General features: G+C 70.3%; 22 protein-coding genes. 15 read left to right on the top strand and 7 right to left on the bottom strand.

Annotation, left to right across the window (positions count from 1 at the left end; translation table 11 throughout):
* Positions 1–49 precede the first annotated feature (49 nt).
* Genes AC1ROC_RS09515 through AC1ROC_RS09505 form a run of 3 tightly spaced genes read left to right on the top strand, consistent with a single transcriptional unit; the run spans position 50 to position 4,342 of the window.
* Positions 50–1,228 carry a glycoside hydrolase family 15 protein gene (locus AC1ROC_RS09515; RefSeq protein ID WP_492999769.1) on the top strand — a complete coding sequence of 393 codons (1,179 nt, stop codon included), beginning with the start codon at positions 50–52 and terminating at the stop codon, positions 1,226–1,228.
* Complete coding sequence (locus tag AC1ROC_RS09510) at positions 1,225–3,549, top strand: glycoside hydrolase family 31 protein (protein WP_492999766.1); 2,325 nt, start codon at positions 1,225–1,227, stop codon at positions 3,547–3,549. Before AC1ROC_RS09515 ends, AC1ROC_RS09510 begins: the two co-directional genes overlap by 4 nt.
* 4 nt (positions 3,550–3,553) lie before the next feature.
* Positions 3,554–4,342, top strand: coding sequence for a heme oxygenase-like domain-containing protein (locus AC1ROC_RS09505; protein WP_492999763.1), 789 nt, complete (start codon positions 3,554–3,556; stop codon positions 4,340–4,342).
* Between the two features lie 48 nt (positions 4,343–4,390).
* On the opposite strand, the gene AC1ROC_RS09500 is transcribed toward AC1ROC_RS09505, so the two are convergent.
* The gene (locus tag AC1ROC_RS09500) at positions 4,391–4,900 is read right to left on the bottom strand and encodes a MarR family winged helix-turn-helix transcriptional regulator (RefSeq protein WP_168690575.1); all 510 of its coding nucleotides are present in this window, start codon (positions 4,898–4,900) and stop codon (positions 4,391–4,393) included.
* Between the two features lie 92 nt (positions 4,901–4,992).
* Between AC1ROC_RS09500 and AC1ROC_RS09495 the strand changes: the two genes are divergently transcribed.
* The gene (locus AC1ROC_RS09495) at positions 4,993–5,562 is read left to right on the top strand and encodes an NADPH-dependent F420 reductase (protein ID WP_492999761.1); all 570 of its coding nucleotides are present in this window, start codon (positions 4,993–4,995) and stop codon (positions 5,560–5,562) included.
* 65 nt (positions 5,563–5,627) lie between these two features.
* Here AC1ROC_RS09495 and AC1ROC_RS09490 read toward each other — a convergent pair whose 3' ends face one another.
* Both AC1ROC_RS09490 and AC1ROC_RS09485 read right to left on the bottom strand, forming a co-directional pair.
* Positions 5,628–6,338 (bottom strand): ABC transporter ATP-binding protein, encoded by a 711-nt coding sequence (locus tag AC1ROC_RS09490; protein ID WP_492999759.1) that lies wholly within the window; start codon positions 6,336–6,338, stop codon positions 5,628–5,630.
* Positions 6,335–7,444, bottom strand: a complete 1,110-nt coding sequence (locus AC1ROC_RS09485) for an ABC transporter permease (protein ID WP_492999758.1) — start codon at positions 7,442–7,444, stop codon at positions 6,335–6,337. Before AC1ROC_RS09485 ends, AC1ROC_RS09490 begins: the two co-directional genes overlap by 4 nt.
* Positions 7,445–7,593: 149 nt before the next feature.
* Here AC1ROC_RS09485 and AC1ROC_RS09480 point away from each other — a divergent pair, with 149 nt between their 5' ends.
* From AC1ROC_RS09480 to AC1ROC_RS09465, 4 genes are all read left to right on the top strand, one after another.
* The gene (locus AC1ROC_RS09480; protein ID WP_492999756.1) at positions 7,594–8,781 is read left to right on the top strand and encodes a sensor histidine kinase; all 1,188 of its coding nucleotides are present in this window, start codon (positions 7,594–7,596) and stop codon (positions 8,779–8,781) included.
* Positions 8,778–9,398 (top strand): response regulator, encoded by a 621-nt coding sequence (locus tag AC1ROC_RS09475; protein ID WP_434950313.1) that lies wholly within the window; start codon positions 8,778–8,780, stop codon positions 9,396–9,398. The genes AC1ROC_RS09480 and AC1ROC_RS09475 overlap by 4 nt, the downstream gene beginning before the upstream one ends.
* A gap of 111 nt (positions 9,399–9,509) precedes the next feature.
* The gene (locus tag AC1ROC_RS09470) at positions 9,510–10,187 is read left to right on the top strand and encodes a hypothetical protein (RefSeq protein WP_492999754.1); all 678 of its coding nucleotides are present in this window, start codon (positions 9,510–9,512) and stop codon (positions 10,185–10,187) included.
* A gap of 17 nt (positions 10,188–10,204) precedes the next feature.
* Entirely contained in the window at positions 10,205–10,489 is a 285-nt protein-coding gene (locus AC1ROC_RS09465) for an immunity protein CdiI family protein (RefSeq protein ID WP_492999752.1), read from the top strand.
* A 299-nt stretch (positions 10,490–10,788) separates the two neighbouring features.
* Here the strand turns inward: AC1ROC_RS09465 and AC1ROC_RS09460 are convergent, their stop codons facing one another.
* Together AC1ROC_RS09460 and AC1ROC_RS09455 are read right to left on the bottom strand one after the other, a co-directional pair.
* The gene (locus AC1ROC_RS09460) at positions 10,789–11,295 is read right to left on the bottom strand and encodes a hypothetical protein (RefSeq protein ID WP_085368327.1); all 507 of its coding nucleotides are present in this window, start codon (positions 11,293–11,295) and stop codon (positions 10,789–10,791) included.
* Positions 11,292–11,900, bottom strand: coding sequence for an RNA polymerase sigma factor (locus AC1ROC_RS09455; protein WP_492999749.1), 609 nt, complete (start codon positions 11,898–11,900; stop codon positions 11,292–11,294). Before AC1ROC_RS09455 ends, AC1ROC_RS09460 begins: the two co-directional genes overlap by 4 nt.
* Positions 11,901–12,037: 137 nt before the next feature.
* Here AC1ROC_RS09455 and AC1ROC_RS09450 point away from each other — a divergent pair, with 137 nt between their 5' ends.
* A complete protein-coding gene (locus AC1ROC_RS09450) occupies positions 12,038–12,652 on the top strand; it encodes a hypothetical protein (RefSeq protein ID WP_492999747.1) in 615 nt (204 codons plus the stop codon).
* 13 nt (positions 12,653–12,665) lie between these two features.
* Here AC1ROC_RS09450 and AC1ROC_RS09445 read toward each other — a convergent pair whose 3' ends face one another.
* Positions 12,666–13,361: an NAD(P)-dependent oxidoreductase gene (locus tag AC1ROC_RS09445; protein WP_492999744.1), complete on the bottom strand. Its 696-nt coding sequence runs from the start codon at positions 13,359–13,361 to the stop codon at positions 12,666–12,668.
* A gap of 114 nt (positions 13,362–13,475) precedes the next feature.
* On the opposite strand from AC1ROC_RS09445, the gene AC1ROC_RS09440 reads away from it, so the two are divergent.
* Complete coding sequence (locus tag AC1ROC_RS09440) at positions 13,476–13,931, top strand: MarR family transcriptional regulator (protein WP_218775134.1); 456 nt, start codon at positions 13,476–13,478, stop codon at positions 13,929–13,931.
* A gap of 64 nt (positions 13,932–13,995) precedes the next feature.
* On the opposite strand, the gene AC1ROC_RS09435 is transcribed toward AC1ROC_RS09440, so the two are convergent.
* On the bottom strand, positions 13,996–14,460 hold the full coding sequence (locus AC1ROC_RS09435) for a DUF1801 domain-containing protein (RefSeq protein WP_218775133.1): 465 nt from the start codon (positions 14,458–14,460) through the stop codon (positions 13,996–13,998).
* A 78-nt stretch (positions 14,461–14,538) separates the two neighbouring features.
* Between AC1ROC_RS09435 and AC1ROC_RS09430 the strand changes: the two genes are divergently transcribed.
* From AC1ROC_RS09430 to AC1ROC_RS09410, 5 genes are all read left to right on the top strand, one after another.
* Positions 14,539–15,129, top strand: a complete 591-nt coding sequence (locus tag AC1ROC_RS09430) for a GNAT family N-acetyltransferase (RefSeq protein ID WP_085368321.1) — start codon at positions 14,539–14,541, stop codon at positions 15,127–15,129.
* A gap of 249 nt (positions 15,130–15,378) precedes the next feature.
* The gene (locus tag AC1ROC_RS09425; RefSeq protein WP_492999739.1) at positions 15,379–16,002 is read left to right on the top strand and encodes an MBL fold metallo-hydrolase; all 624 of its coding nucleotides are present in this window, start codon (positions 15,379–15,381) and stop codon (positions 16,000–16,002) included.
* A 107-nt stretch (positions 16,003–16,109) separates the two neighbouring features.
* Positions 16,110–18,302 carry an RNA polymerase recycling motor ATPase HelR gene (gene helR, locus AC1ROC_RS09420; RefSeq protein ID WP_493000011.1) on the top strand — a complete coding sequence of 731 codons (2,193 nt, stop codon included), beginning with the start codon at positions 16,110–16,112 and terminating at the stop codon, positions 18,300–18,302.
* Between the two features lie 55 nt (positions 18,303–18,357).
* Positions 18,358–19,119, top strand: coding sequence for an SDR family NAD(P)-dependent oxidoreductase (locus AC1ROC_RS09415; RefSeq protein WP_168690560.1), 762 nt, complete (start codon positions 18,358–18,360; stop codon positions 19,117–19,119).
* 53 nt (positions 19,120–19,172) lie between these two features.
* Positions 19,173–20,246 (top strand): NAD(P)H-dependent flavin oxidoreductase, encoded by a 1,074-nt coding sequence (locus tag AC1ROC_RS09410; protein ID WP_492999736.1) that lies wholly within the window; start codon positions 19,173–19,175, stop codon positions 20,244–20,246.
* Positions 20,247–20,248 lie beyond the last annotated feature (2 nt).

The following is a 20,248-nucleotide window of genomic DNA, read 5'->3' as shown; positions in this document are numbered from 1 at the left end:
CGAACGCCGACCACGAACACCGAGTCACGGACACACCAGAAAGGCCGTCGTGCCCACCACCTTCACCCCGCAGACCGCGCTCGCCGGGATCGCGGACCTCGCCGCCTCCGGCCACCGCCTGATCGCGGCGCTGCAGACGCCGGAGGGCGCATACCCGGCGAGTCCCACGTTCTCCGCATACGCCGGATACTGCTGGTTCCGCGACGGATCGTTCATCGCGGATGGCGTCTCCTCCTACGGCGACGAGGCATCGGCGACGGCCTTCTTCGACTGGTGCGCGCGGGTGCTCACGGCGCGGGCGGACCACATCCACTGGATCGTCGACGAGACCAGGGCAGGACGACCGCCGGCCGGGGAGCACATGCTTCCCGCGCGGTTCACGTACGACGGCCAGGACGGCACCGACGAGTGGTGGGACTTCCAGCTCGACGGTTACGGCACCTGGCTGTGGGCGCTCGTCGCCCACGCCGAGCGGCACGGCGTCGACCTCTCCGGGTGGCGCGAAGCGGCCGAGCTGACGGTCGACTACCTCACCAGCTCCTGGGACCGCCCGTGCTACGACTGGTGGGAGGAGCACAGCGAGTCCGTGCACGTCTCCACGCTGGCCTGCGTCTCGGCCGGGCTGGACGCCGCGGTGCGCGCCGGCCTGGTGAGCGGGACCCGCGCAGAGGAGGCGACGGCCGCATCCCGGGCCATCGGCGAGGTCGTCGCTGAGCGGGGCGTGCGCGACGGCCACCTGACCAAATGGCTCGGCGTCGCCGCCGTCGACGGCAGCCTCGCGGCAGCCATCGCCCCGCTCGGGATGGTGGATGCGCGCTCGGCGCTCGCCGCGGGAACCATCGACGCCCTGGAGCGGCAGCTCACGGTCGACGGCGGCGTGCACCGCTACCTCGGCGACACCTTCTACGGTGGGGGCCGCTGGCCCATCCTCAGCTGCTTCCTCGGCCTGGCGCACGCCGCGGCGGGCGAGCGGGAGCGCGCGGCGGAACTGCTCGCGTGGGCGGCATCGACGGCCACCGCCGACCTCGACCTCCCCGAGCAGGTCGACGGCCACCTGATCGCCCCCGGCATGCGCCAGGAGTGGCTCGACCGCTGGGGCGCCGTCGCCACCCCGTTGCTGTGGAGCCACGCCATGCTCATCCGTCTCGCCGTCGAACTCGACCCGACTCTCACCTCGCTCACCTCGCTCACGTCGCTCACGTCGCTCCCGGAAGGACCCACCCGATGATCCGCCACCGCCCGTCCGGCTCCGGCCACCCGTACTCGATCGACACCGAGCAGCGCTCGCCGGTCGTCCCCGAGGCCGGCTCGACCGCCGTGCTCGGCGTGCGCGCCAGCGGGACGGTGGATGCGGTCGCCGTCGAGTTCGCCTGGCGACCGGATGCGGGTGTGGATGCGGATGCTGGCACGCCCGAGTCGCTCGTGCTCCCGCTCGCCCGCGTCGCCAGCTCCTCTCGCGGACGCACCGAGGACGGCGGCCACCTCGCCTCGGCCCAGGCCCGGCTCGCCCGCGCGGTCGGCGGCTGGCAGGTCGAGACCCCGCCGCTCCGGTTCGGCGGCGGATACCGCTATCGCTTCACGGCAACGCACACCGACGGCCGCACCGAGCGCACGCGCTGGTTCTCGTTCCGCGCGGCGCAGTGGCAGCCGGTGGATGCGGAGGCGGTAGCGACCGCATCCGGCGCATCCGGCGCATCCCGCATCGTCCCCGGCTCGGTCTCCGTGCTGCACGACGGCGAGCGGGCGACGCGCATCCGGTTCGCGCTCCCGCTGGCCGACGGCGAGCACGTCACCGGTTTCGGCGAGCGCTACGACGCGCTCGACCACCGCGGCGCCGAACTCGACTCCGTGGTGTTCGAGCAGTACAAGAACCAGGGCGCGGAGCGGAAGACCTACCTGCCCATGCCGTTCGCGCACGTCGTGGGTGGCGATGGATGGGGTTTCCACGTCCGCACGTCCCGTCGCGTCTGGTTCGACGTCGGCGCATCCACCCCCTCCGAGCTGCGGGTCGAGGCCGAGCTCGACGCCCCGGTCGACGCATCCGGTCCCTCCGGCGACCTGCTCTCCGTCGCCTTCTTCGACGGATCCCCGACGGACGTGCTGCGCGGCTTCCTCGCCGAGGCCGGCACCCCGGTCGAGCTGCCCGACTGGGTGTTCCGACTGTGGGCGAGCGGCAACGAGTGGAACACGCAGGCCGAGGTCATGCGCCAGGCCGACCTGCACCGCGAGCACGACATCCCCGTCGGTTCCGTGGTGATCGAGGCGTGGAGCGACGAGAGCACGTTCACCGCGTTCCGGGATGCGCGCGCCGCCGTCACCGAGGACGGCGCGCCGCACCGCCTCGCCGACTTCGAGTTCCCCGAGGACGGCGCGTGGCCGGACCCGAAGGGCATGACGGACGAACTGCACGCCAGGGACATCCGGCTGCACCTGTGGCAGATCCCGCTCATCAAGATGCGCCCGCACCCCCGCGACCAGGTCGCCGCGGACGCCGCAGCGGCGATCAGGGAGAACGTGCTCATCCGGGAGGAGGCGCCGGACGGCAGCCTGCGTCCGTACCGCAACCGCGGCTGGTGGTTCCCGCTCGGCCTGATGCCCGACCTCACCGACGAGCGCGCAGCGCGCTGGTGGACGGAGAAGCGCCGCTACCTCGTCGAGGAGGTCGGCATCGACGGCTTCAAGACGGACGGTGGAGAGCATGCCTGGGGCAGCGACCTCGTCTACCTCGACGGCAGGCGCGGCGACGAGAAGAACAACACCTTCCCCGTCGCGTACGCCGCGGCGTACGGCGACCTGCTCCGCTCGGCGGGCAAGGCGCCCGTGACGTTCAGCCGCGCGGGCTTCACCGGCTCGCAGGCGCACGGCGCGTTCTGGGCGGGCGACGAGAACTCGACCTGGGAGGCGTTCCGCTGGTCGATGCTCGCCGGACTCTCCGCCGCCGCGAGCGGCATCGTTTACTGGGGCTGGGACCTCGCAGGCTTCTCCGGCGACGTGCCCTCCTCGGAGCTGTTCCTCCGCTCGGTCGCCGCCGCGACGTTCGTGCCGATCATGCAGTACCACTCCGAGTTCAACCACCACCGCACGCCGTCGCGCGACCGCACGCCGTGGAACATCCAGGAGCGTTCGGGCGACGACTGTGTCATCCCGGTGTTCCGCCGGTACGCGAAGCTGCGCGAACGTCTCGTGCCATACCTGGCGGAGCAGGCGGCGGTCACGGTCGCGACCGCCCGTCCGCTGATGCGCCCGCTCTACTTCGACCACCCGGCCGACCCGGCCGTCTGGTCGACGGAGCCGCAGTGGATGCTCGGAGACGACCTCCTCGTCGCCCCCGTGCTGTCCGAGGGCGCGACCAGCTGGCCGGTCTACCTCCCTGCCGGTTCGTGGGTGGACGCCTGGACGGGCGAGCAATTCGCGGGAGGTGCGACCGTCACGGTGGACACCCCGCTCGACGCGATCCCGGTGTTCGTGCGCGCCGAGGCCGCAGGGCGGATGCTGCCGCTGTTCGCCGCTGCCGATGACGCCGCCGCCGACCCCGCCGCCGAGGACTGACCCCGTGGACTCCGGCGTCGCCTCGGCGTTCGAGGACTTCATCGACCGCCTGCGCGCGTGGGCGGAGGCGGAGCCCGACGTGATCGGCTTCGTCGGCATGGGTTCAACGGCCGACCGCCGGCGGGTCGACGAGTGGTCGGATCACGACTTCGCGATCGTGACCGAGCCCGGCGCGCAGGAGCGCTTCCGCACCGACCTCACCTGGCTGCCGGATCATGGGCGCCTGGTCGCGGTCGGGCGGGAACACCACGACGGCTTCAAGGCGCTCTACGACGACGGCCACGTGCTTGAGTTCGCCGTGGTCGACGAGAGCGAGCTGCGCACGTTCTCCGCGAACGCGTCCGAGGTTTTCTGGGACGGCGGCCAGGTGAGACAGTGGATGCGTGAGGTCACCACCGCGACCGTGCCGCGCATCCACACCTCCGGTGCCGCCGCCGCTGCGGTCTTCCTGGTGCAGCTGCTGGTCGGTGTCGGCCGCACCCGCCGCGGCGAACTGCTCAGCGGGGCCCACGTCATCCGGGAGGAGGCGGAGGGGACGCTCATCGACCTGATCACCGAGCGCGTGCCCGCCAGCGCCGCCACGCGCGACAACCTGGATGCGCGCCGTCGCTTCGAGCAGTCGTACCCACGCGAGGCGCACCGGATCGCCGCGGCGCTCGCCGCCGACCCGGAGACGGCGGCGCGCACCATGCTCGACCTCGCCGACGACCTGCTCGCCCCGGGCTGGCCCGACTACCCGGCCGCCGGCTCCGCCGCGGTCCGTCGCCGCCTCGGCTGGCCCGATCGCCCCTGAGCCGCGAGATGCCAGTAAGTGTGGCGCATCCCGGGCGTTTCGCGACAGTTACTGGTGTTTCGCGGCCTCGACGATGCTCGCGCAGGAGTCGCTCGGGCGGCGGGAGGGGTCGATCGCGGTCACCAAGGTGGTCGAGATCGCGGCCAGCTGCTCGACCTGGTCGGCCGTCAGTGCGCCGAGCAGCGTCGAGCGGACGGTGTCGAGGTGGCCGGGGGACGCATCCCGCACGAAGTCCTCGCCGGCGGGCGTGAGGACCGCATTGGTCGCGCGACCGTCCTCCTCGCACGGCTGGCGCCGGATCAGCCCGCGCGCTTCGAGGCGGCTGGCGACGTGGCTCAACCGCGACATGGATGCGTTGGTCGCCGTCGCGAGCGCGCTCAACCGCATCCGGTGGTTGGGTGCCTCGGCCAGGCGGGAGAGCACGAAGAACTCGTAGTGCGTCGCGGCGGAGTCTCGGCTGAGCTGCGTGTCGAGCGCACCGGGGAGGAGCTGGACGAGCGCGAGGAGGCCGAGCCACGCGTCTTTCTCGCGTCCCTCGAGTGCCTCGGCGTCTGTCATGACCACCACTCTAGCAAATTAGTTGACACTTCAACTAAATCCGAGTAATAGTTGAAGCATCAACTAAAGCGGCTTCGGCCGGAAGGAGCATCATGACCTCGGTGAGCATCATCGGAAACGGCAACATGGCCAAGGCGATCGGCGGCGTCGTCGCCGACGGCGGAAGCACGGTCGAGTACCTCGGCCGCACCGGCAGCGCAGTGAACGGCGACATCGTCGTCCTCGCCGTGCCGTATCCGGAGGTCGACAACGTGATCGCCCAGTACGGCGACGCCCTCGCAGGCAAGACGGTCGTCGACATCACCAACCCCCTCGACTTCGCCACCTTCGACGGCCTCGTGGTTCCCGCCGACAGCTCGGCCGCCGCGGTCATCGCCGCCAAGCTGCCCGGCTCGAAGGTCGTCAAGGCGTTCAACACGACGTTCGCGGCCACCCTCGCGAGCAAGAAGGTCGGCGACGTGCAGACCACCGTCCTCATCGCGGGAGACGACGACGCGGCCAAGGCCGAGCTCGCCGCCGCCATCACCGCCGGAGGCGTGAAGGCCGTCGACGCCGGCTCGCTCAAGCGCGCCCGCGAGCTCGAAGCCCTCGGCTTCCTGCAGCTGACGCTCGCCGTCGGCGAGCAGATCGCCTGGACGGGCGGCTTCGCCCTGCAGGCGTAACCGCCGCGCCGCGCCGCGCCGCGAGACACCAGTAACTGCGCCGCATCCCGGGAGTTTCGCGACAGTTACTGGTGTTTCGCCGCCGTGGCCCCGACCGCAGCGTCGACCACGCGGCCGTCGACCACGGTGACCAGCTCGTCCAGCGCCCCGCTGTGCCCCAGGTCGTGCGTCACCAGCAGGGTCGCCGTGTCCCGTTCGCGGCTGAGGCGCCCGATGAGGTCCATGATCGCCGCGCCGCGCTCCTGGTCGAGCGCGCTGGTCGGCTCGTCCACGAGCAGCACCCGCGGCTCCCGCACGAGCGCCCGCGCGATCGCGACCCGCTGCCGCTGGCCGCCGGACAGCTGCGCGGGTCGCCGGTCGGCCTGGCCGGACAGCCCCACCGCGTCGAGCAGGTCGTCCACCCGCGCCCGCACCGCACGCCGCAGCCCGCGCGACGGCCGGCCGCCGAGCTCGCCCATCACCTGCAGCTGTTCGCGGGCGGTGAGCGACGGCAGCAGGTTCGACTGCTGGAACACGATGCCGATGCGTGAGCGACGCAGCGCCGTCGCCTCTGTGCGCGACAGCCCGGCTGCATCCACCCCGTCGATCAGCACGCGACCGGAGTCCGGCCGGATGAGCGTGCCGGCGATGGCCAGGATGCTCGACTTGCCGGAGCCCGACGGGCCGGTGATCCCGGTGACGCGGCCGGCGCGGCCGTGCAGGGTGACCGCATCCACTGCCGTCACGCGGGATGCGCCGTCGGGGAAGGTGAGGGTGACGTTGTCGAGGGTGATCATCTGTTGCTCCCGAGTGCGGTGAGGGGATCCGCCGAGGTGACGGTCCGGAGGGCGACGGCCGCGCCGGCGAGACCGAGAACGGCCATCGCCCCGGCGGGCACGAGGGTGGTGAGCGGGCTGATCAGGAACGGCAGCGCCCCGCCGGCGATGGCGCCGAGCCCGACGACGGCGGCGAGTCCGATGCCGATCCCTGCCACGAGCACGACCAGCGCCTGCCCGAGCGCGTCGCGCACTAGGGAGCCGGTCGTCGCGCCGAGGGCCTTGAGCACGGCGATGTCGCCGGAGCGCTGCATCGTCCACACGGTGAAGAACGCGCCGACCACCAGGGCCGAGATGCCGAACAGCATCACCACCATGAGCGCCAGCGAGCCGATCTCCGACTTGAAGGTCTCCAGCGCGGTCAGACTCGCGAGCGGCGCGAGCGCGACGGTCCCCGTCGACCGGCCCACAGCATCCCAGTCGGGGTCGCCGGTCACCGCCAGGACCGTGGATGCGCCGCTCCCGCCCATCCGCTTCTCCGCCTCGGCCGCCGCGCTGCTCGTCAGAGCGACCACCGGGGTGTGGCTGTACCAGAGGTCGCCGCCGATCGACGCGACCCGGTATGCGGCGCCCGCGATGCTCACCCGATCGCCCACGCTGGCGGACAGGTCGGCGGCGGCTCCGGTCGACAGGCCGACCTCGTCGTCGTTCGTGGGAACCAGGCTGCGCAGTGAGGAACCGCCCGGTGAATCGCCGGCGGGCATCCCGAACAGGGCCACGCCGGTGGTTGTCCCGCCGGCGCCGGTCGTCCCGCCGGCCCCGCCCGCCGTCGCCCGGCCCTGCACGATGCTCACCGGCAGCGCCTCGCGCACCCCCGGCGCGCTCCGCCACGCTTCCACCGTCCGTTCGGACAGCTCGGACTCCGAGAAGCCCGCCGTCTTCCCGTCCGTCTGCTGCAGCACCAGTCTGTTGCCCGGCAGGTCGAGCACCGCGGACACGTTCTGGAACGCGAGCCCGCCGGTCAGCCCGGCGAGGAACCCGACGAGGACGGTGATGAGCGCGACGACGGCGCCGATCAGGATGAAGCGGCCTCTGGCGAACCGCAGGTCGCGCCATGCGACGAACACGGGGTCTCCTTTCCGGCCGGGAGCGTCGTCCCGGCACGTCTTCCAGCCTCGTTTCCGCGCGCATCCCGGTCATCGTCGAGCCTGTGGATGCTGTGCTCGAACTTTCGATGGATGCCCCCGCGGCGCCGAGTCCTTACGCTGGAAGCGTCATGCCGCACAACACCCTCACCCCTGTCTTCGTCGGGCTGCGCACGGGCCTCCACCTGCTCGTCGTCGGCCTGCTCGTGCTGGTGCTGGTGCGGGTGTTCCTGGTGGGCGGCCCGTCGCTCGGTCCGTCGCTGGCGCTCACGGCGGCGTTCGCCGTCGTCTACGCACTGGTTGCGTTCATGCGATTCGTGCCGGAGCGACGCAGGAAGGCGGCCGCAGCTCTCTGGATCGTGGGGCTGTCTGTCATCTGGATCGGCCTGATCGTGCTGGTGCCGGAGGCGGCGTACCTCGTCTTCCCGATGTTCTTCCTCTACCTGCATGTGCTCCCCGGCCTGCTCGGCCCGGCAGCCGTGGTCGCCGCCACCGGCGTCGCCATCGTCGCGCTCGGGATGCACGGCGGCTTCACCGTCGGAGGCGTGATCGGCCCGGTGGTCGGTGCTGCCGTCGCCCTGCTGATCGGCCTGGGCTACCGCGCCCTCGCGCGCGAGGCTGCGGAACGCGAGGCGCTGCTCGCCGAACTCGTCGCGACCAGGGACCGCCTGGCCGAGAGCGAACGGGAGCAGGGGATGCTCGCCGAGCGTTCCCGCCTCGCCCGCGAGATCCACGACACGGTCGCGCAGGGCTTGTCGAGCATCCAGTTGCTGCTGCACGCCGCCGAGCGCGCGGACGGCGACCGGCCCGGCGCTGAGCACGTCCGGCTCGCGCGGGAGACGGCGGCGGAAGGGCTCGCGGACACGCGCAGGTTCATCCGGGAGCTGGCGTCGCCGCTGCTCGACGACGGGCTCGCGCAAGCACTCGCCCGCCTCGGCGAACAGCAGCCGGGCACCGACGGCGACCTGCGCATCGAGGTCGAGACGTCGCAGACGGGACACCTCCCGATGACTGTGCAGACCGCCCTGCTGCGCATCGCTCAAGGTGCACTCGCGAACGTGCGCCAGCACGCGCACGCCACGGTCGCCAGGGTCGTGCTCGACGCGACGGACACCGAGGTGACCCTCACGGTCTCGGACGACGGCGACGGTTTCAGCTTCGCCCCGGAACTGGTGGGCGCCCGCGCGGCCGGTTCCGACTCGTTCGGCCTGCGCGCCATCGCCGAACGGGTCGAGCAACTCGGCGGCGACCTCCTCGTCGACAGCGCGCCCGGCCGTGGCACCACGCTGACCGTGACGTTCCCGGTGGATGCGCGATGATCCGCATCGTGATCGCCGACGACCATCCCGTCGTGCGCGCCGGGATCCGGGCGCTGCTGGAAGGTGAGGACGACCTGCAGGTGATCGGCGAGGCCGCCACCCCCGACGAGGCCGTCGCCCTCGCAGAGTCGACGGCCCCCGAGCTGGTGCTCATGGACCTGCAGTTCGCCGACGGCCAGAGCGGGGCGGACGCGACCAGGCGCATCCGGGCCCTGGATGCGCCGCCGTACGTGCTGGTGCTCACGAACTACGACACCGACGGCGACATCCTGGGCGCCGTGGAGGCCGGCGCGAGCGGCTACCTGTTGAAAGACGCGCCCCCCGGCGACCTGATCGCGGCCATCCGCAGCGCGGCGGCCGGCGAGAGCGCGCTCGCCCCCGCCATCGCCGGCCGCCTGATGGAACGACTCCGCTCACCCAGCGTGAGCCTCTCGGCCCGCGAGATCGAGGTGCTGCAACTCGTCGCCGACGGCGCATCCAACGCCGAAATCGCCCGCCGCCTCTACGTCACCGACGCCACGGTGAAATCGCACCTGGTGCACGTGTTCTCGAAACTCGGCGTCGCGTCGCGCACGGCGGCGGTGTCGACGGCGCGCTCGCTCGGGGTGCTGCGGTGAGCGGGTTGGTGGCGGGGTAGCGATTCGTGTTCGGGGTTTTCTTGGGTTAGCCTGTCGTGTGTCAGGTTCTGGATTTCACAGAGCGAGAATCGATGGGAATGAGGATGCGCAATGGGGCGCTGGCAAAAAGCGGTGTGGGCGGTCGGTATGGTGTTTGTGCTCGGTGGCCTGGAAACGGGGATGGCTCCTGCGAATGCGTCGGCCCCACCTGTTACAAGTACAGCGGACCGCTCTGAGCTGACGGTGGAGTCCGGCAATGAAGGCTGGTACGTGCTCGCTCCGGATGGGATGACACAGAAGGTTCAACCGGGCTCTGCGCGCACGCCTGCTCCCGAGCCCGACCGCTCGTCCCGTCTCCTGGACTTGTGGGCGTGGGGGCAATGCTGGACCTTAAACGACAGCAACTTCGCGATCAAGTCGTATGACTGGTGGTGGAACGGTCAAAAGACTTCAATCGATTTGAAGTGCGGGTTCCACGACGACGTTCGAGCGACGGGCTCGGGATATAAGCACATCGCCGCTGGTCACCAAAAAGACTGGCAGGCGAAGCTGGATCAGATCGGAGACGCGCGCTACTCGTGGGACGACGTCATGGCCTCCGGAGTTTATGCCGCGATGACCTACCCCGAGTACACGACGGCTCAGGCGGGGCAGAAGCGGTGCGCCTACGGCATCCTCGTGTACCTCACCAACAAGGGGATCCAGCAGCAATTCGAGCCCACTGTCGTGTGGTCCGAGAACAATAAGCTGATCATCACCGCCATACCGAAGACCAAGGGAAGCTGCTAACAAGCCATCGGTTCACCATGACAGGCACGCGCACGATCAGGTTCTTCTTCGACTGGGGCCACCGCTGGCCGCTCTGGGAGTCCGGCACAGACAAGTACACGATGGAGCCGAGCGACTTCGGTCTCTCCGAGGAGCTCACCAGGCGTCTCCGCCGGCTCTACGACCTCTGGAGCGAGCACTTGGATCCCTTTGAAGGCTGGGACTCGGAGGAGAACTTCCAGCGTTTCGACCGCGACCGAACCGAGGTCATCCAGATCCTGCGATCAGAGTTGCCAGACGGGATAAGCCTGAGCGTGGAGTGACGTTTCGCCGTGCCGCACGGCCGAAGACCTAGCGAGGGCAGACCGCCCTACCCCCTCTCCGCCAACACCCGCTCCAGCAGCGCCGTCATGTCGATCGGTTCGGTCGGGGGCAGCTCGATGGCCGCCGGGTCGATGTAGTGAGTGGACATGGGATCTCCTCTATCTCTCTCCGGTGCCGCGCTGCGGGCATCCGGTCCGTTCCGTGTTCACGTCTGGTCGGATGGTGCCCGCCGCTGCCCACCCCCAGGCATGTGATGCGGCGGGCACCGTCCCTTTCCGCACGAACTGGTTCCCCGTGTTCATTCGTGCGGGCTTGCGAGGCCGAGTTGCGGGCAGAGCTCGCTCGCGGCCAGGTCGGAGGGGAAGACCGCCAGTCGCCCGTCGGGCAGCTGGCAGGTTTCCAGGTCGGGGACGGGGAACTCTTTCGTGCTCGTGGAGCCGCCGGGGGAGAAGGTGCCGATCCGCCAGGTCGCTGCGCACATCTCCTCGGCAAGCGAGATGCGCTCGCTGAGCGGTGTCGGCGTTTTCGCATCCTGGTCGCCCGGCGCGTAGAGGGAGGTTCCGTGGCGCGCGCCCAGGTCGGCCGCGGCGTAGCAGTCTGCGGTGTAGTTGATCTGGCCTTGGGATGCTTCCGCGATGGCGATCGCTCCTGCCGTGGTGCCGAGGGCGATCGTTCCTGCGATGCCGAGGGCGACGATCCGGTGCTTGCGGGTGCGACGCCGTTCGGCGCGGGTGATCTCGGCGAACATCGACTGCTTGAGCTCGTCGAAGCGATCGTCGGTTGGCAGGAAGGTGGGGTTGGTCATGGCATCCCCCTGAGGGTTTCGAGTTCGCTTCTGAGGCGTCCGCGCAGTCGGGACAGCCTGTTGCGGACCGCGCCGGGGGTGATGCCGACCTGCGCGGCGGCCTCGTCGTAGCTGTGGCTGCCGCGGATGCACAGCTCGAACACCGTGCGGTCCGGCTCGGGGAGCGCGGCGACGACGCTCTCGACGTATGCGAGCAGTTGCTGCTGCTCGGCGAGCACATCCGGCCCAGGGCGCGGGTCCGGCACCGACCCGTCGACAGGGTCGTCTGTGCGTCGTTTCTGGTGGACGTGGAGGGAGCGTCGACGGTTGGCGATCAGGTTGCGGCTGGTCACGAGGAGCCAGGGCAGCGCAGACTCCCCGGCGAGTTCGATGGTGGCGCGTTTGCGCCAGAGCGTCACGAAGACGTCCTGGCTGACCTCTTCGACGTCTTCGCGGGCATCCAGTCGCGCGGCGGTGTACGCGTAGACCACACGGCTGTGCCGGTCGTAGAGAGCGCTGAGCGCGGTCGTGCTACCGCCGGAGAGCGCGCGCAGGAGGGCCCGGTCCGTGGACCCGGACCGTCCCGTCGCGTCCCCCGCCGGCCTCACCTCGGCCAAATCGCTCATACCTAAGAAATGTGCCTCCACGCCGAATCCTCTCAACCGGACTCGGAACTGATTTCTTGTGCCACCGGCGAGCCAGAGACAGAATGAGGCTGCCCGGTATCGGTCGGGCGTGTGTTCACTTCGGGGGAGAAGTCGCAATGGCAATCACAACCACGGCTCGATCGCGCCGTTTTCTCGCTTCGGCGCTCAGCGTCGCCGCCCTGTCGGCCGGGTTCCTGTCCGTCGGCGGCGCGGCGAACGCGGCCACCGCGGAGGCGCCCGGGGCTCCCACGTCTCCGGCGCAGTCCTGCTCATACGACCTCGGCACCGGATCCGTGGTGTGCGTGGACGACGGGGACGACCTGAACGAGGCGGTCCTGGAGCAGCAGCACCTCCTCGTCGTCGCCCCGAGCGGAGCGCGCGGAGCCGCCGAGGATGCGCTCGCCGCCCCGGTCGGCGCGCCCAGCCCGGCAGCCCTGGCCGGCGCGAAGGCCACCTTCGTCCAAGCGCAGCTGTTCGACGACGCGGGATACGGCGGATCGTTCTTCCAGATCACCAACTCGAGCGCCTGCAACGGCAGCACCGTCTGGTACTTCGGGCCGCTCGGCAACGTCGGCTGGTCCGGCAGGGTCAGCTCGTTCAAGAGCTTCTCGAACTGCACCACGAAGCTGTGGCAGGGCACGAACTACACCGGCGCCTCGTACGGATACAGCGCCAACGCGACGAACCTCGGCTCGATGAACGACAAAGCCAACTCCGTCACCGTGAGGTAGCCGGGCGGCGGCGTCACTTCTTGCCCAGCGCCTCCCGCACGATGAGTTCGCGCACGGTGGGGGCGCCCGCCGAGGTCGACACGGCGACGATCGTGCGCACGTATTCGGGTTCCGTCACCTGGCGGAGGAGCGCATCGGCGAGGTCGGCGCGGGAGGTGAACGCGCCCGGGGTGTACCGCTCCGCGTAGTCGTATTCGCTCACCCCGGATGCGTCGAACAGGCCGGATGGCCGCACGATGGTCCAGTCGAGGTCGCTCGCGGTGACGATCGCCTCCATCCGGCGCATGTCGGCGTAGAGCTGCTTGCCGAACAGGTTGACGATCACGGGTTGCAGCACGCGCTCGAAGAAGAAGCCGCCGTGCGGTCCTGCGGCTGGGTCGATGGCGCTGGAGCTCACGCAGGCGAAGCGGCGCACGCCGGCCGCGCGCATCCCGTTCAGGATGTTGGTCGCGCCGTCGGAGTAGACCGTGATCGGCTGCCGTCCGTATGGAACGCCGAGGGCGGAGAGCACCGCGTCCGCCCCGCGGACCACGGAGGCGACCGCAGCCGGGTCGTGCACGTTGGCTTCGGCCACCCGGAGGGATGCGTCGTGCAGAGGGAAGCCGTCCGGATCGCGGGTGACGGCGGTCACGGCGTGGCCCGCCGCCAGCGCCTGACCGACCAGGAGCCGGCCGGTCGGGCCGTTGGCCCCGAATACGACGATGTCCATGCTGTCTCCGCTACTCTTGGGTTAGGAAACCATATAATACGGAAGCGATACCATATGACTTCAGGATTATCTGAGCGCCCGAATCAGCGCCCGAACCAGAGCCGGAACCAGCGGATGCAGCGCCGCGCCGCCGCGTCCGTCAAGCAGTCCCTCCGCGACCTCCGGGTGCAACTGTCCGTGCTCAACCACCAGGTCGGGATGGCCGCCGAACTCCGCGACATCGACCTCGACTGCCTCGACATCGTCTCCGCCAACGGCCCCATCAGTCCGAGCACCCTCGCGCGGCTGACCGGCCTCCACCCTGCCACGCTCACGGGCATCCTGGACCGGCTCGAGAAGGGCGGCTGGATCGCCCGCGACCGCGACCCCGCCGACCGTCGCTCGGTCCTCCTCCGGGCACTGCCCGAACGCAGCAGGGACATGTTCCGCCTCTACGCCGACATGAACACCCGGATGGACGACCTCTGCGCCGGGTACGACACGGAGCAGCTGGAGACCATCGCCGGGTTCCTGCAGCGGGCGACGTCCGCCGGGCGCGAAGCGACGGAGAAGTTCGGCGAGAGCGACTGACGCGCGGCGCCCGGCGCCGCTACTCGGCGTCCAGAATGCTGGTTGCGAGAGTTCTGTTGCCTTGCTAGCGCTTCGGGCCGCCGAGTCCGGGCCGGGAGGTGACCTGTCTCATCCAATCGGCAAGCTGATGATCGTCGATGTCGTCGACGGACTCGATCTCCACGCCTCGTGTTGCCTTGCCCATCCCGAGTGGTGTGACGGGCGGAACCGGGTCGAGCGTCGCGCCGTTGATGAACATGAGTTTTACGTGGCCGGCGAAGGCTCCGCAGCTGAAGCACCATCCGTCCCCGACTCCGTAGTAGGACATGCCCCACTTCACTGAACGGCGTAGCCCGGGAAGGGTTTCGGCTGCCAGCTCATCCACTCGTTCGGCGATGCGGCGTTGCGGTTGCGGAAGGCTGGCGATGTACGCGAAGACGGGCCGGTCGCCAACGGCCGCCTTCGCAGGGCTCGCCGTGCCCGTGGTCATGTCGTCCGGCGGAGTCCACGCGCTCTGGTCGCCCCGCTCGTCGCTCGTGCCGGTTGTCATGAGCGTGATTCTAGAGTCACCACGCAGCAGCGCGTCGATCGCCACATTGCTGCTCGGGGTTGGGGTTAGCATCACCGCATGGACTTTGCCGATCTGGTCTCCGTGCCGGAGCGGTTGACGACGCCGGAGTTCGTGCTCCGTCCGCTCGTCGCCGCCGATGTCGAGTTGGACTACGAGGCCGTGATGGCGAGCCGGGAACAGTTGAGGCCGTGGGAGCAGACGGGCTGGCCGGCCGACGACTTCACGCTCGAGGATGACCTCGCCGACGTCGAAGGGCTAGAGCGCGGGCACCGCGACGGGCGGCGTTTCACCTACACGGTGCTGACGCCGGACGAGTCCGAGTGTCTCGGGTGTGTCTATTTCATGCCTGGTGACGCGCGCTCGTACACGACTGCGGAGATCACGCCACTGGCCGGCAACCAATGGGACCGGGTCCGGGGCACGGTGAGCTTCTGGGTGCGCAGCTCGCGGCTGGACGACGGGCTCGACCGGCGCCTGGTCGCCGCTGTGCTCCGCTGGATCGCGGACGACTGGGGTCTCCACGACCTGGTCACCATGACGAACGAGGAGGTTCCCCAGCAGGTCGCCCTGCTCGAGCTGGTCGGCCTCCGCCCCGTGTTCCGGGTGCAGCTACCCGGGCAGTCCGGCGCCTACCTTGCCTACGCCTAGGGCGGTTCCGATGGTGGGCAGGTTTCCGTGGAACGACAGACCGCGCGAACCTACTGTTCGCTCCCGCCGCCACCGTCACTCACACCGCAGCTGCGTGTGAGCAACATCCAGAGTGGGGTCATCTGGCCCTGGACTTCGCCCCGCGGCTCACGCTGATGCTTCGGGCGACCGCGTCGCGAGCAAAGGCCGATGCCGCGCACGCGCCGCCCGCGTTCCTGCCCGCCCGCCACCGCTGTGTACAGTGTCCGCATGTCTCTTGATCCGGTCGCCGTCACGCCCATCCGCGTCGCTAGTCTCCTCGTCGGGGAGGACGAGCGGCTGCCGGTCTACGTGCACCTCATCGACCATCCGGATGGACGGATCCTGGTCGACACCGGGCTGACGCAGCTGCACCCCGCGGTGGCTGACATGGACCCGCGCCTGGATGCTCTCGACCGGCACGACGAGCTGGACCTCGGAAGTATCACCGCGGTGGTCAACACCCACCTGCATTTCGACCACTGCGGAGGCAACCACCTGTTCGCCGGTCGGCCGATCTACGTGCAGCGGCAGGAGCTCGAGGATGCCCGCACGCTGGACGATTACACGATCCCGGACTGGGTGGACGCCCCCGGCGTGCAGTACACGGCCGTGGACGGCGAGTACGAGCTGGTGGCGGGAGTCCGGCTGCTGCCCGCTCCCGGCCACACCCGCGGATCCCAGATCGTCGTGATCGAGACGGGCGAGGGGCCGATCGTGATCGCCGGCGACACCGCCGTGTGGTTCGGGGAACTCGACGAACCCAGCACCGAGGGGCAGCGGCTCATCCTGTCCCTGCACCCGCGGGAGGTGTGGCTGGCTCACGCGGACGAGCCGTGGCGACCGGCCGACTAGTCGCCCCTAAACAAACGAAAACGGAGGGAAAACTCCCTCCGCCACTTCTAATATATAGCACACCAGGGGGCTTGCCGCAAGACCCCCTGTCGGGCGGAGAATCGTCCATCGTGACTCTCTCCCCCTCTTCCTTCGCCCTGCCCGAGCGACTCGCTGCCAAGCGGGACGCCCACCTGATCGCGCGCGACGAGGAACAGTTCGCCGCCATCGCCACGAGCCTCGACGAGCAGATCGCCGAGCTGGAACGGCGGCTCGCCGAGGAGCGGCTGGCGCCCGTCGGCGAAGGGCAGGCCGCCCTCGACCGCGATATCGAGGTGCACCGGCTGACCGCCCGGCTGCGTGCGCTACGCCGCTTCACCCTGGACCTGTGCCTCGGCAGGATCGTGGCCGACGACGGCTCGGAACCCGTCTACATCGGGCGCCTCAGCCTGTCCGATCGCGACGGCAAGCGGCTGCTCATCGATTGGAGGGCGCCGGCGGCCGAGCCGTTCTTCGCGGCGACGCACGCGCATCCCCAGGGGCTCGTCAGTCGTCGGCGCTACCGGTGGACGCGCGGCAGGGTGAGCGACTACTGGGACGAGGTCTTCACCGAGGACGGCCTGCAGGACGCGGCGGCGCTCGACGACCAGTCCGCCTTCATCGCCAGCCTCGGCAGCAGCCGCTCGCCCAGGATGCGCGACGTGCTGAGCACCATCCAGTCCGACCAGGATGCGATCATCCGGGCGGGCTCGCGGGGCCCGCTGGTGGTCGACGGCGGGCCGGGAACGGGCAAGACCGTCGTCGCGCTGCACCGTGCCGCCTACCTGCTCTACTCCGACCCGCGCATCTCGCGCGGCGACGACGGCGTGCTGTTCGTCGGGCCGAGCCAGGGCTACCTCGCATACGTCGACGACGTGCTGCCCGGTCTCGGCGAGGAGAGCGTGCAGATCTGCACCCTCCGTGACCTCGTCGCCGAAGGCGCAGACGCGCAGGAGGAGGCCGACCGGCGGGTGGCTGCGCTGAAGTCGTCTGGAGCCCTGCTGGATGCGGTGGAGGCGGCCGTCCGGTACTACGAGGTCCCCCCATCTACAGCCCTCACGGTCGAGACGCCCTGGACGGACCTTCGGCTGAGTCCCGCGGAGTGGGCGGAGGCGTTCGACGCGCCCGACCCCGGCACGCCGCACAACGAGGCGCGCGACCAGGTCTGGGAGGCACTGCTCGACATCCTCACCGACGGATTCGACGACGAGGAGGTCCCCCCGCATCAGGTGCGCAGGGCACTGCTGCAGAACGAAGAACTGACCCGCACGTTCGCGCGCGCGTGGCCCGTGCTCGACCCGGTCGGCGTCGTCGGCGACCTCTGGTCGGTGCCCGCATACCTGCGGGTGTGCGCTCCGTGGCTGACGCCGGAGCAGGCGGACCTGCTGCACCGGAGGGATGCGCGGGCCTGGACCGTCTCAGACCTCCCCTTCCTGGATGCGGCCCGGCGGCGCATCGGCGACCCGGAGGCATCGAAGCGCGCCCGCCGCCGCGCCGCCACCCTCGCGGCGGAGCGGGAGCAGATGGCGAAAGTCATCGACGACCTGATCGCCGCAGACGACTCCGAGATGCTGGTGATGTCGATGCTTCGCAGACCGGATGCGCAGAATAGTCTCGTCGACGAGGCGGCGCTGCCGAGCGTCGACCCCGACCTGCTGGCGGGGCCGTTCGCGCACATCATCGTCGACGAGGCGCAGGAGCTGTCCGACGCCGAATGGGGGATGCTGCTCCTCCGCTGCCCGTCCCGCAGCTTCACGATCGTCGGTGACCGCGCCCAGGCCAGGCACGGCTTCACGGAGACCTGGCAGGAACGCCTCGGCAGGATCGGCCTTCCGCACGCCGAGCTGGCCTCGCTGACCATCAACTACCGCACCCCGGAGGAGGTCATGGCGGAGGCCGAGCCGGTCATCCGGGCCGTGCTGCCCGACGCGAACGTGCCCACCTCCATCCGGAGCAGCGGCCTGCCGGTGACCCACGCGCCGGCGACAGAGCTGCAGCCGATCCTGGATGCGTGGCTCGCCGACCACGAGGAGGGCGAGGGCATCGCCTGCGTGATCGGGGCGGGGCGCGACGGCGCCGGCCTGTTCGCGCCGTCCCCGCGCATCCGGTATCTGACGCCCGAGCTGTCGAAGGGCCTCGAGTTCGACCTCGTGGTGCTGCTCGATCCGGAGACGTTCGGGACGGGGATCGAGGGCGCGGTCGACCACTATGTGGCGATGACGCGCGCGACGCAGCAGCTGGTCGTGCTCACCACGCCCGAGGGGAGCGGCGCCGGGAGATGATTGACTCGTCGGGGGTCAACGTCGGGGTCAACAACGTGTCGGAGGAAGCAAGAGCATGGGCGATCAGCTGGAGGGCCGTCGCGTCCTGGTGACGGGTGCGGCGCGCGGACTGGGCAGGGCGATCGCCGTGGCGAGCGCTGCCGCTGGAGCGGATGTGGCGCTCGGTGTGCGCGACGAGACGGCGGTCTCCGGACTGGTCGCCGAGATCGAGGCGCTGGGCAGGCGCGCGCTTCCCGTGCGGATGGATGTGACCGACCTGGCGCAGAGTTACGCGGCCGTCGACCGCGCGATCGAGGAGTTCGGCGGACTGGATGTGCTCGTCAACAACGCGGGAGGCGGCGTGCCCGACCGTCCGATCGAGGAGTACACGGTCGACGTCTTCGACTCTCTCATCGACCTCAACGTGAAGTCGACCTTCTTCCTCAGCCAGTACGTCGGCGCACATTTCATCGCCAACGGCGGCGGCTCGATCGTGAACATCGGCTCGCAGGCCGGCTCGGTCGCCCTGCCGGGCGAGGCGGTCTACTGCCTGAGCAAGGCGGCCGTCGCGCACCTGACGAAGAGCTTCGCCGTGGAGTGGGGCGTGCACGGGGTACGGGTGAACTGCGTCGCGCCGACCTTCGTGCGCACGGACGGCACGGAGGAGATGCTGGCCGATCCCGCGTTCGAGGCCGACGTGATCGACCGGATCGCGGCACTGCACCGCATCGGAGAGCCGCGCGAGGTCGCGGACGCCGTGGTGTTCCTGGCCTCGGACGGCGCATCGCTGATCAGCGGGGAGACCCTGCACGTGGACGGCGGCTGGACCGCGCGCTGAGGATCGCGGAGGCGGAGGATCATGGGCACGGAACGATCGAGGAAGGGACGCCGATGAGCACAGACAGGCGCAGCGCCGAACTCACCACGCTGCTTGGGATCGACACCCCGATCCTGCTCGGGCCGTTCGGCGGACTCTCCTCGGTGGAGCTGACCGCCACCGTCAGCGACCTCGGCGGGCTCGGCGGCTACGGCCTCTACGGCTACGACGCGGCGCGCATCGCGCAGACGGCCGCCGAACTCCGCGGCAGTACCGAGCGCCCTTTTGCGCTCAACCTGTGGCTCCCGCACGTGGAGCAGGGCGAGGCCGACGTGACCGAGGGCGAGTTCGCCGCGGCAGTGGATGCGCTCCGCCCGATCTTCGACGAGCTCGGCCTCGACCTCCCCACGCGCCCCGACCGCTACCTCCCGACCTTCGAGGAGCAGTACGAGGCGACGCTCGCCGCATCCCCTGCCGCCATCAGTTTCGTGTTCGGCGTGCCCTCGCCCGAGGCGGTCGAGGCCGCTCACGCCCGCGGGATCGCGGTGGTCGGCACCGCCACGACCGTCGCGGAGGCCGTCGCGCTGCGGGACGGCGGCGTCGACGCCATCGTCGCCACCGGGATGGAGGCGGCCGGGCACCGCGTCTCGTTCCTGCGGCCGGCCGAGGAGTCGCTGATCGGCACGTTCGCGCTCATCCCGCAGGTGGTGGATGCGGTGGACGTGCCCGTCATCGCGGCCGGCGGCATCGCGGATCGGCGGGGCGTGCGTGCTGCGCTCGCGCTCGGCGCATCCGGGGTCCAGGTGGGCACGGCGTTCCTGGCCACGAACCAGTCGGCGGCGACGGATGCGCACCGCAGGGCCATCAGGGAGACACCGGCCGACCGCACGATGCTGACCCGCTCGATGAGCGGACGGCTGGCGCGCGGCGCGGCGAACAGGGCGGTGCGCACCATCGAAGCGGCGGGAGCGGTGGCCCCGTTCCCCGTGCAGAACTGGCTCACCGGACGCTTCCGCGCCGAGGCCTCGCGCCGCGGCATCGGCGACCTGCAGTCGCTGTGGCTCGGGCAGGCGGCACCGCTGGTGCGGTCCGCCGACGCCGCTGACGTGTTCGCCGAGCTGGCCGCGGGGCTGGCCGCGTCGGCGTAGGA

The sequence above is a fragment of the Leifsonia sp. GW821-FHT13C05 genome, assembly GCF_058806515.1.
This window is presented reverse-complemented; position numbering and strand designations above follow the sequence as displayed.

Excerpts from the sequence above, each read along its gene's own strand:
- AC1ROC_RS09415 (WP_168690560.1), top strand. The coding sequence starts at position 18,358 with ATGGGCGATCAGCTGGAGGGCCGTCGCGTCCTGGTGACGGGTGCGGCG.
- AC1ROC_RS09435 (WP_218775133.1), bottom strand. The coding sequence starts at position 14,460 with ATGACAACCGGCACGAGCGACGAGCGGGGCGACCAGAGCGCGTGGACT.
- AC1ROC_RS09490 (WP_492999759.1), bottom strand. The coding sequence starts at position 6,338 with ATGATCACCCTCGACAACGTCACCCTCACCTTCCCCGACGGCGCATCC.
- AC1ROC_RS09445 (WP_492999744.1), bottom strand. The coding sequence starts at position 13,361 with ATGGACATCGTCGTATTCGGGGCCAACGGCCCGACCGGCCGGCTCCTG.
- AC1ROC_RS09500 (WP_168690575.1), bottom strand. The coding sequence starts at position 4,900 with ATGACAGACGCCGAGGCACTCGAGGGACGCGAGAAAGACGCGTGGCTC.
- AC1ROC_RS09470 (WP_492999754.1), top strand. The coding sequence starts at position 9,510 with ATGGGGCGCTGGCAAAAAGCGGTGTGGGCGGTCGGTATGGTGTTTGTG.
- AC1ROC_RS09475 (WP_434950313.1), top strand. The coding sequence starts at position 8,778 with ATGATCCGCATCGTGATCGCCGACGACCATCCCGTCGTGCGCGCCGGG.
- AC1ROC_RS09480 (WP_492999756.1), top strand. The coding sequence starts at position 7,594 with ATGCCGCACAACACCCTCACCCCTGTCTTCGTCGGGCTGCGCACGGGC.
- AC1ROC_RS09495 (WP_492999761.1), top strand. The coding sequence starts at position 4,993 with ATGACCTCGGTGAGCATCATCGGAAACGGCAACATGGCCAAGGCGATC.
- AC1ROC_RS09450 (WP_492999747.1), top strand. The coding sequence starts at position 12,038 with ATGGCAATCACAACCACGGCTCGATCGCGCCGTTTTCTCGCTTCGGCG.
- AC1ROC_RS09425 (WP_492999739.1), top strand. The coding sequence starts at position 15,379 with ATGTCTCTTGATCCGGTCGCCGTCACGCCCATCCGCGTCGCTAGTCTC.
- AC1ROC_RS09440 (WP_218775134.1), top strand. The coding sequence starts at position 13,476 with ATGCAGCGCCGCGCCGCCGCGTCCGTCAAGCAGTCCCTCCGCGACCTC.
- AC1ROC_RS09465 (WP_492999752.1), top strand. The coding sequence starts at position 10,205 with ATGACAGGCACGCGCACGATCAGGTTCTTCTTCGACTGGGGCCACCGC.
- AC1ROC_RS09455 (WP_492999749.1), bottom strand. The coding sequence starts at position 11,900 with ATGAGCGATTTGGCCGAGGTGAGGCCGGCGGGGGACGCGACGGGACGG.
- AC1ROC_RS09460 (WP_085368327.1), bottom strand. The coding sequence starts at position 11,295 with ATGACCAACCCCACCTTCCTGCCAACCGACGATCGCTTCGACGAGCTC.
- AC1ROC_RS09410 (WP_492999736.1), top strand. The coding sequence starts at position 19,173 with ATGAGCACAGACAGGCGCAGCGCCGAACTCACCACGCTGCTTGGGATC.
- AC1ROC_RS09510 (WP_492999766.1), top strand. The coding sequence starts at position 1,225 with ATGATCCGCCACCGCCCGTCCGGCTCCGGCCACCCGTACTCGATCGAC.
- AC1ROC_RS09430 (WP_085368321.1), top strand. The coding sequence starts at position 14,539 with ATGGACTTTGCCGATCTGGTCTCCGTGCCGGAGCGGTTGACGACGCCG.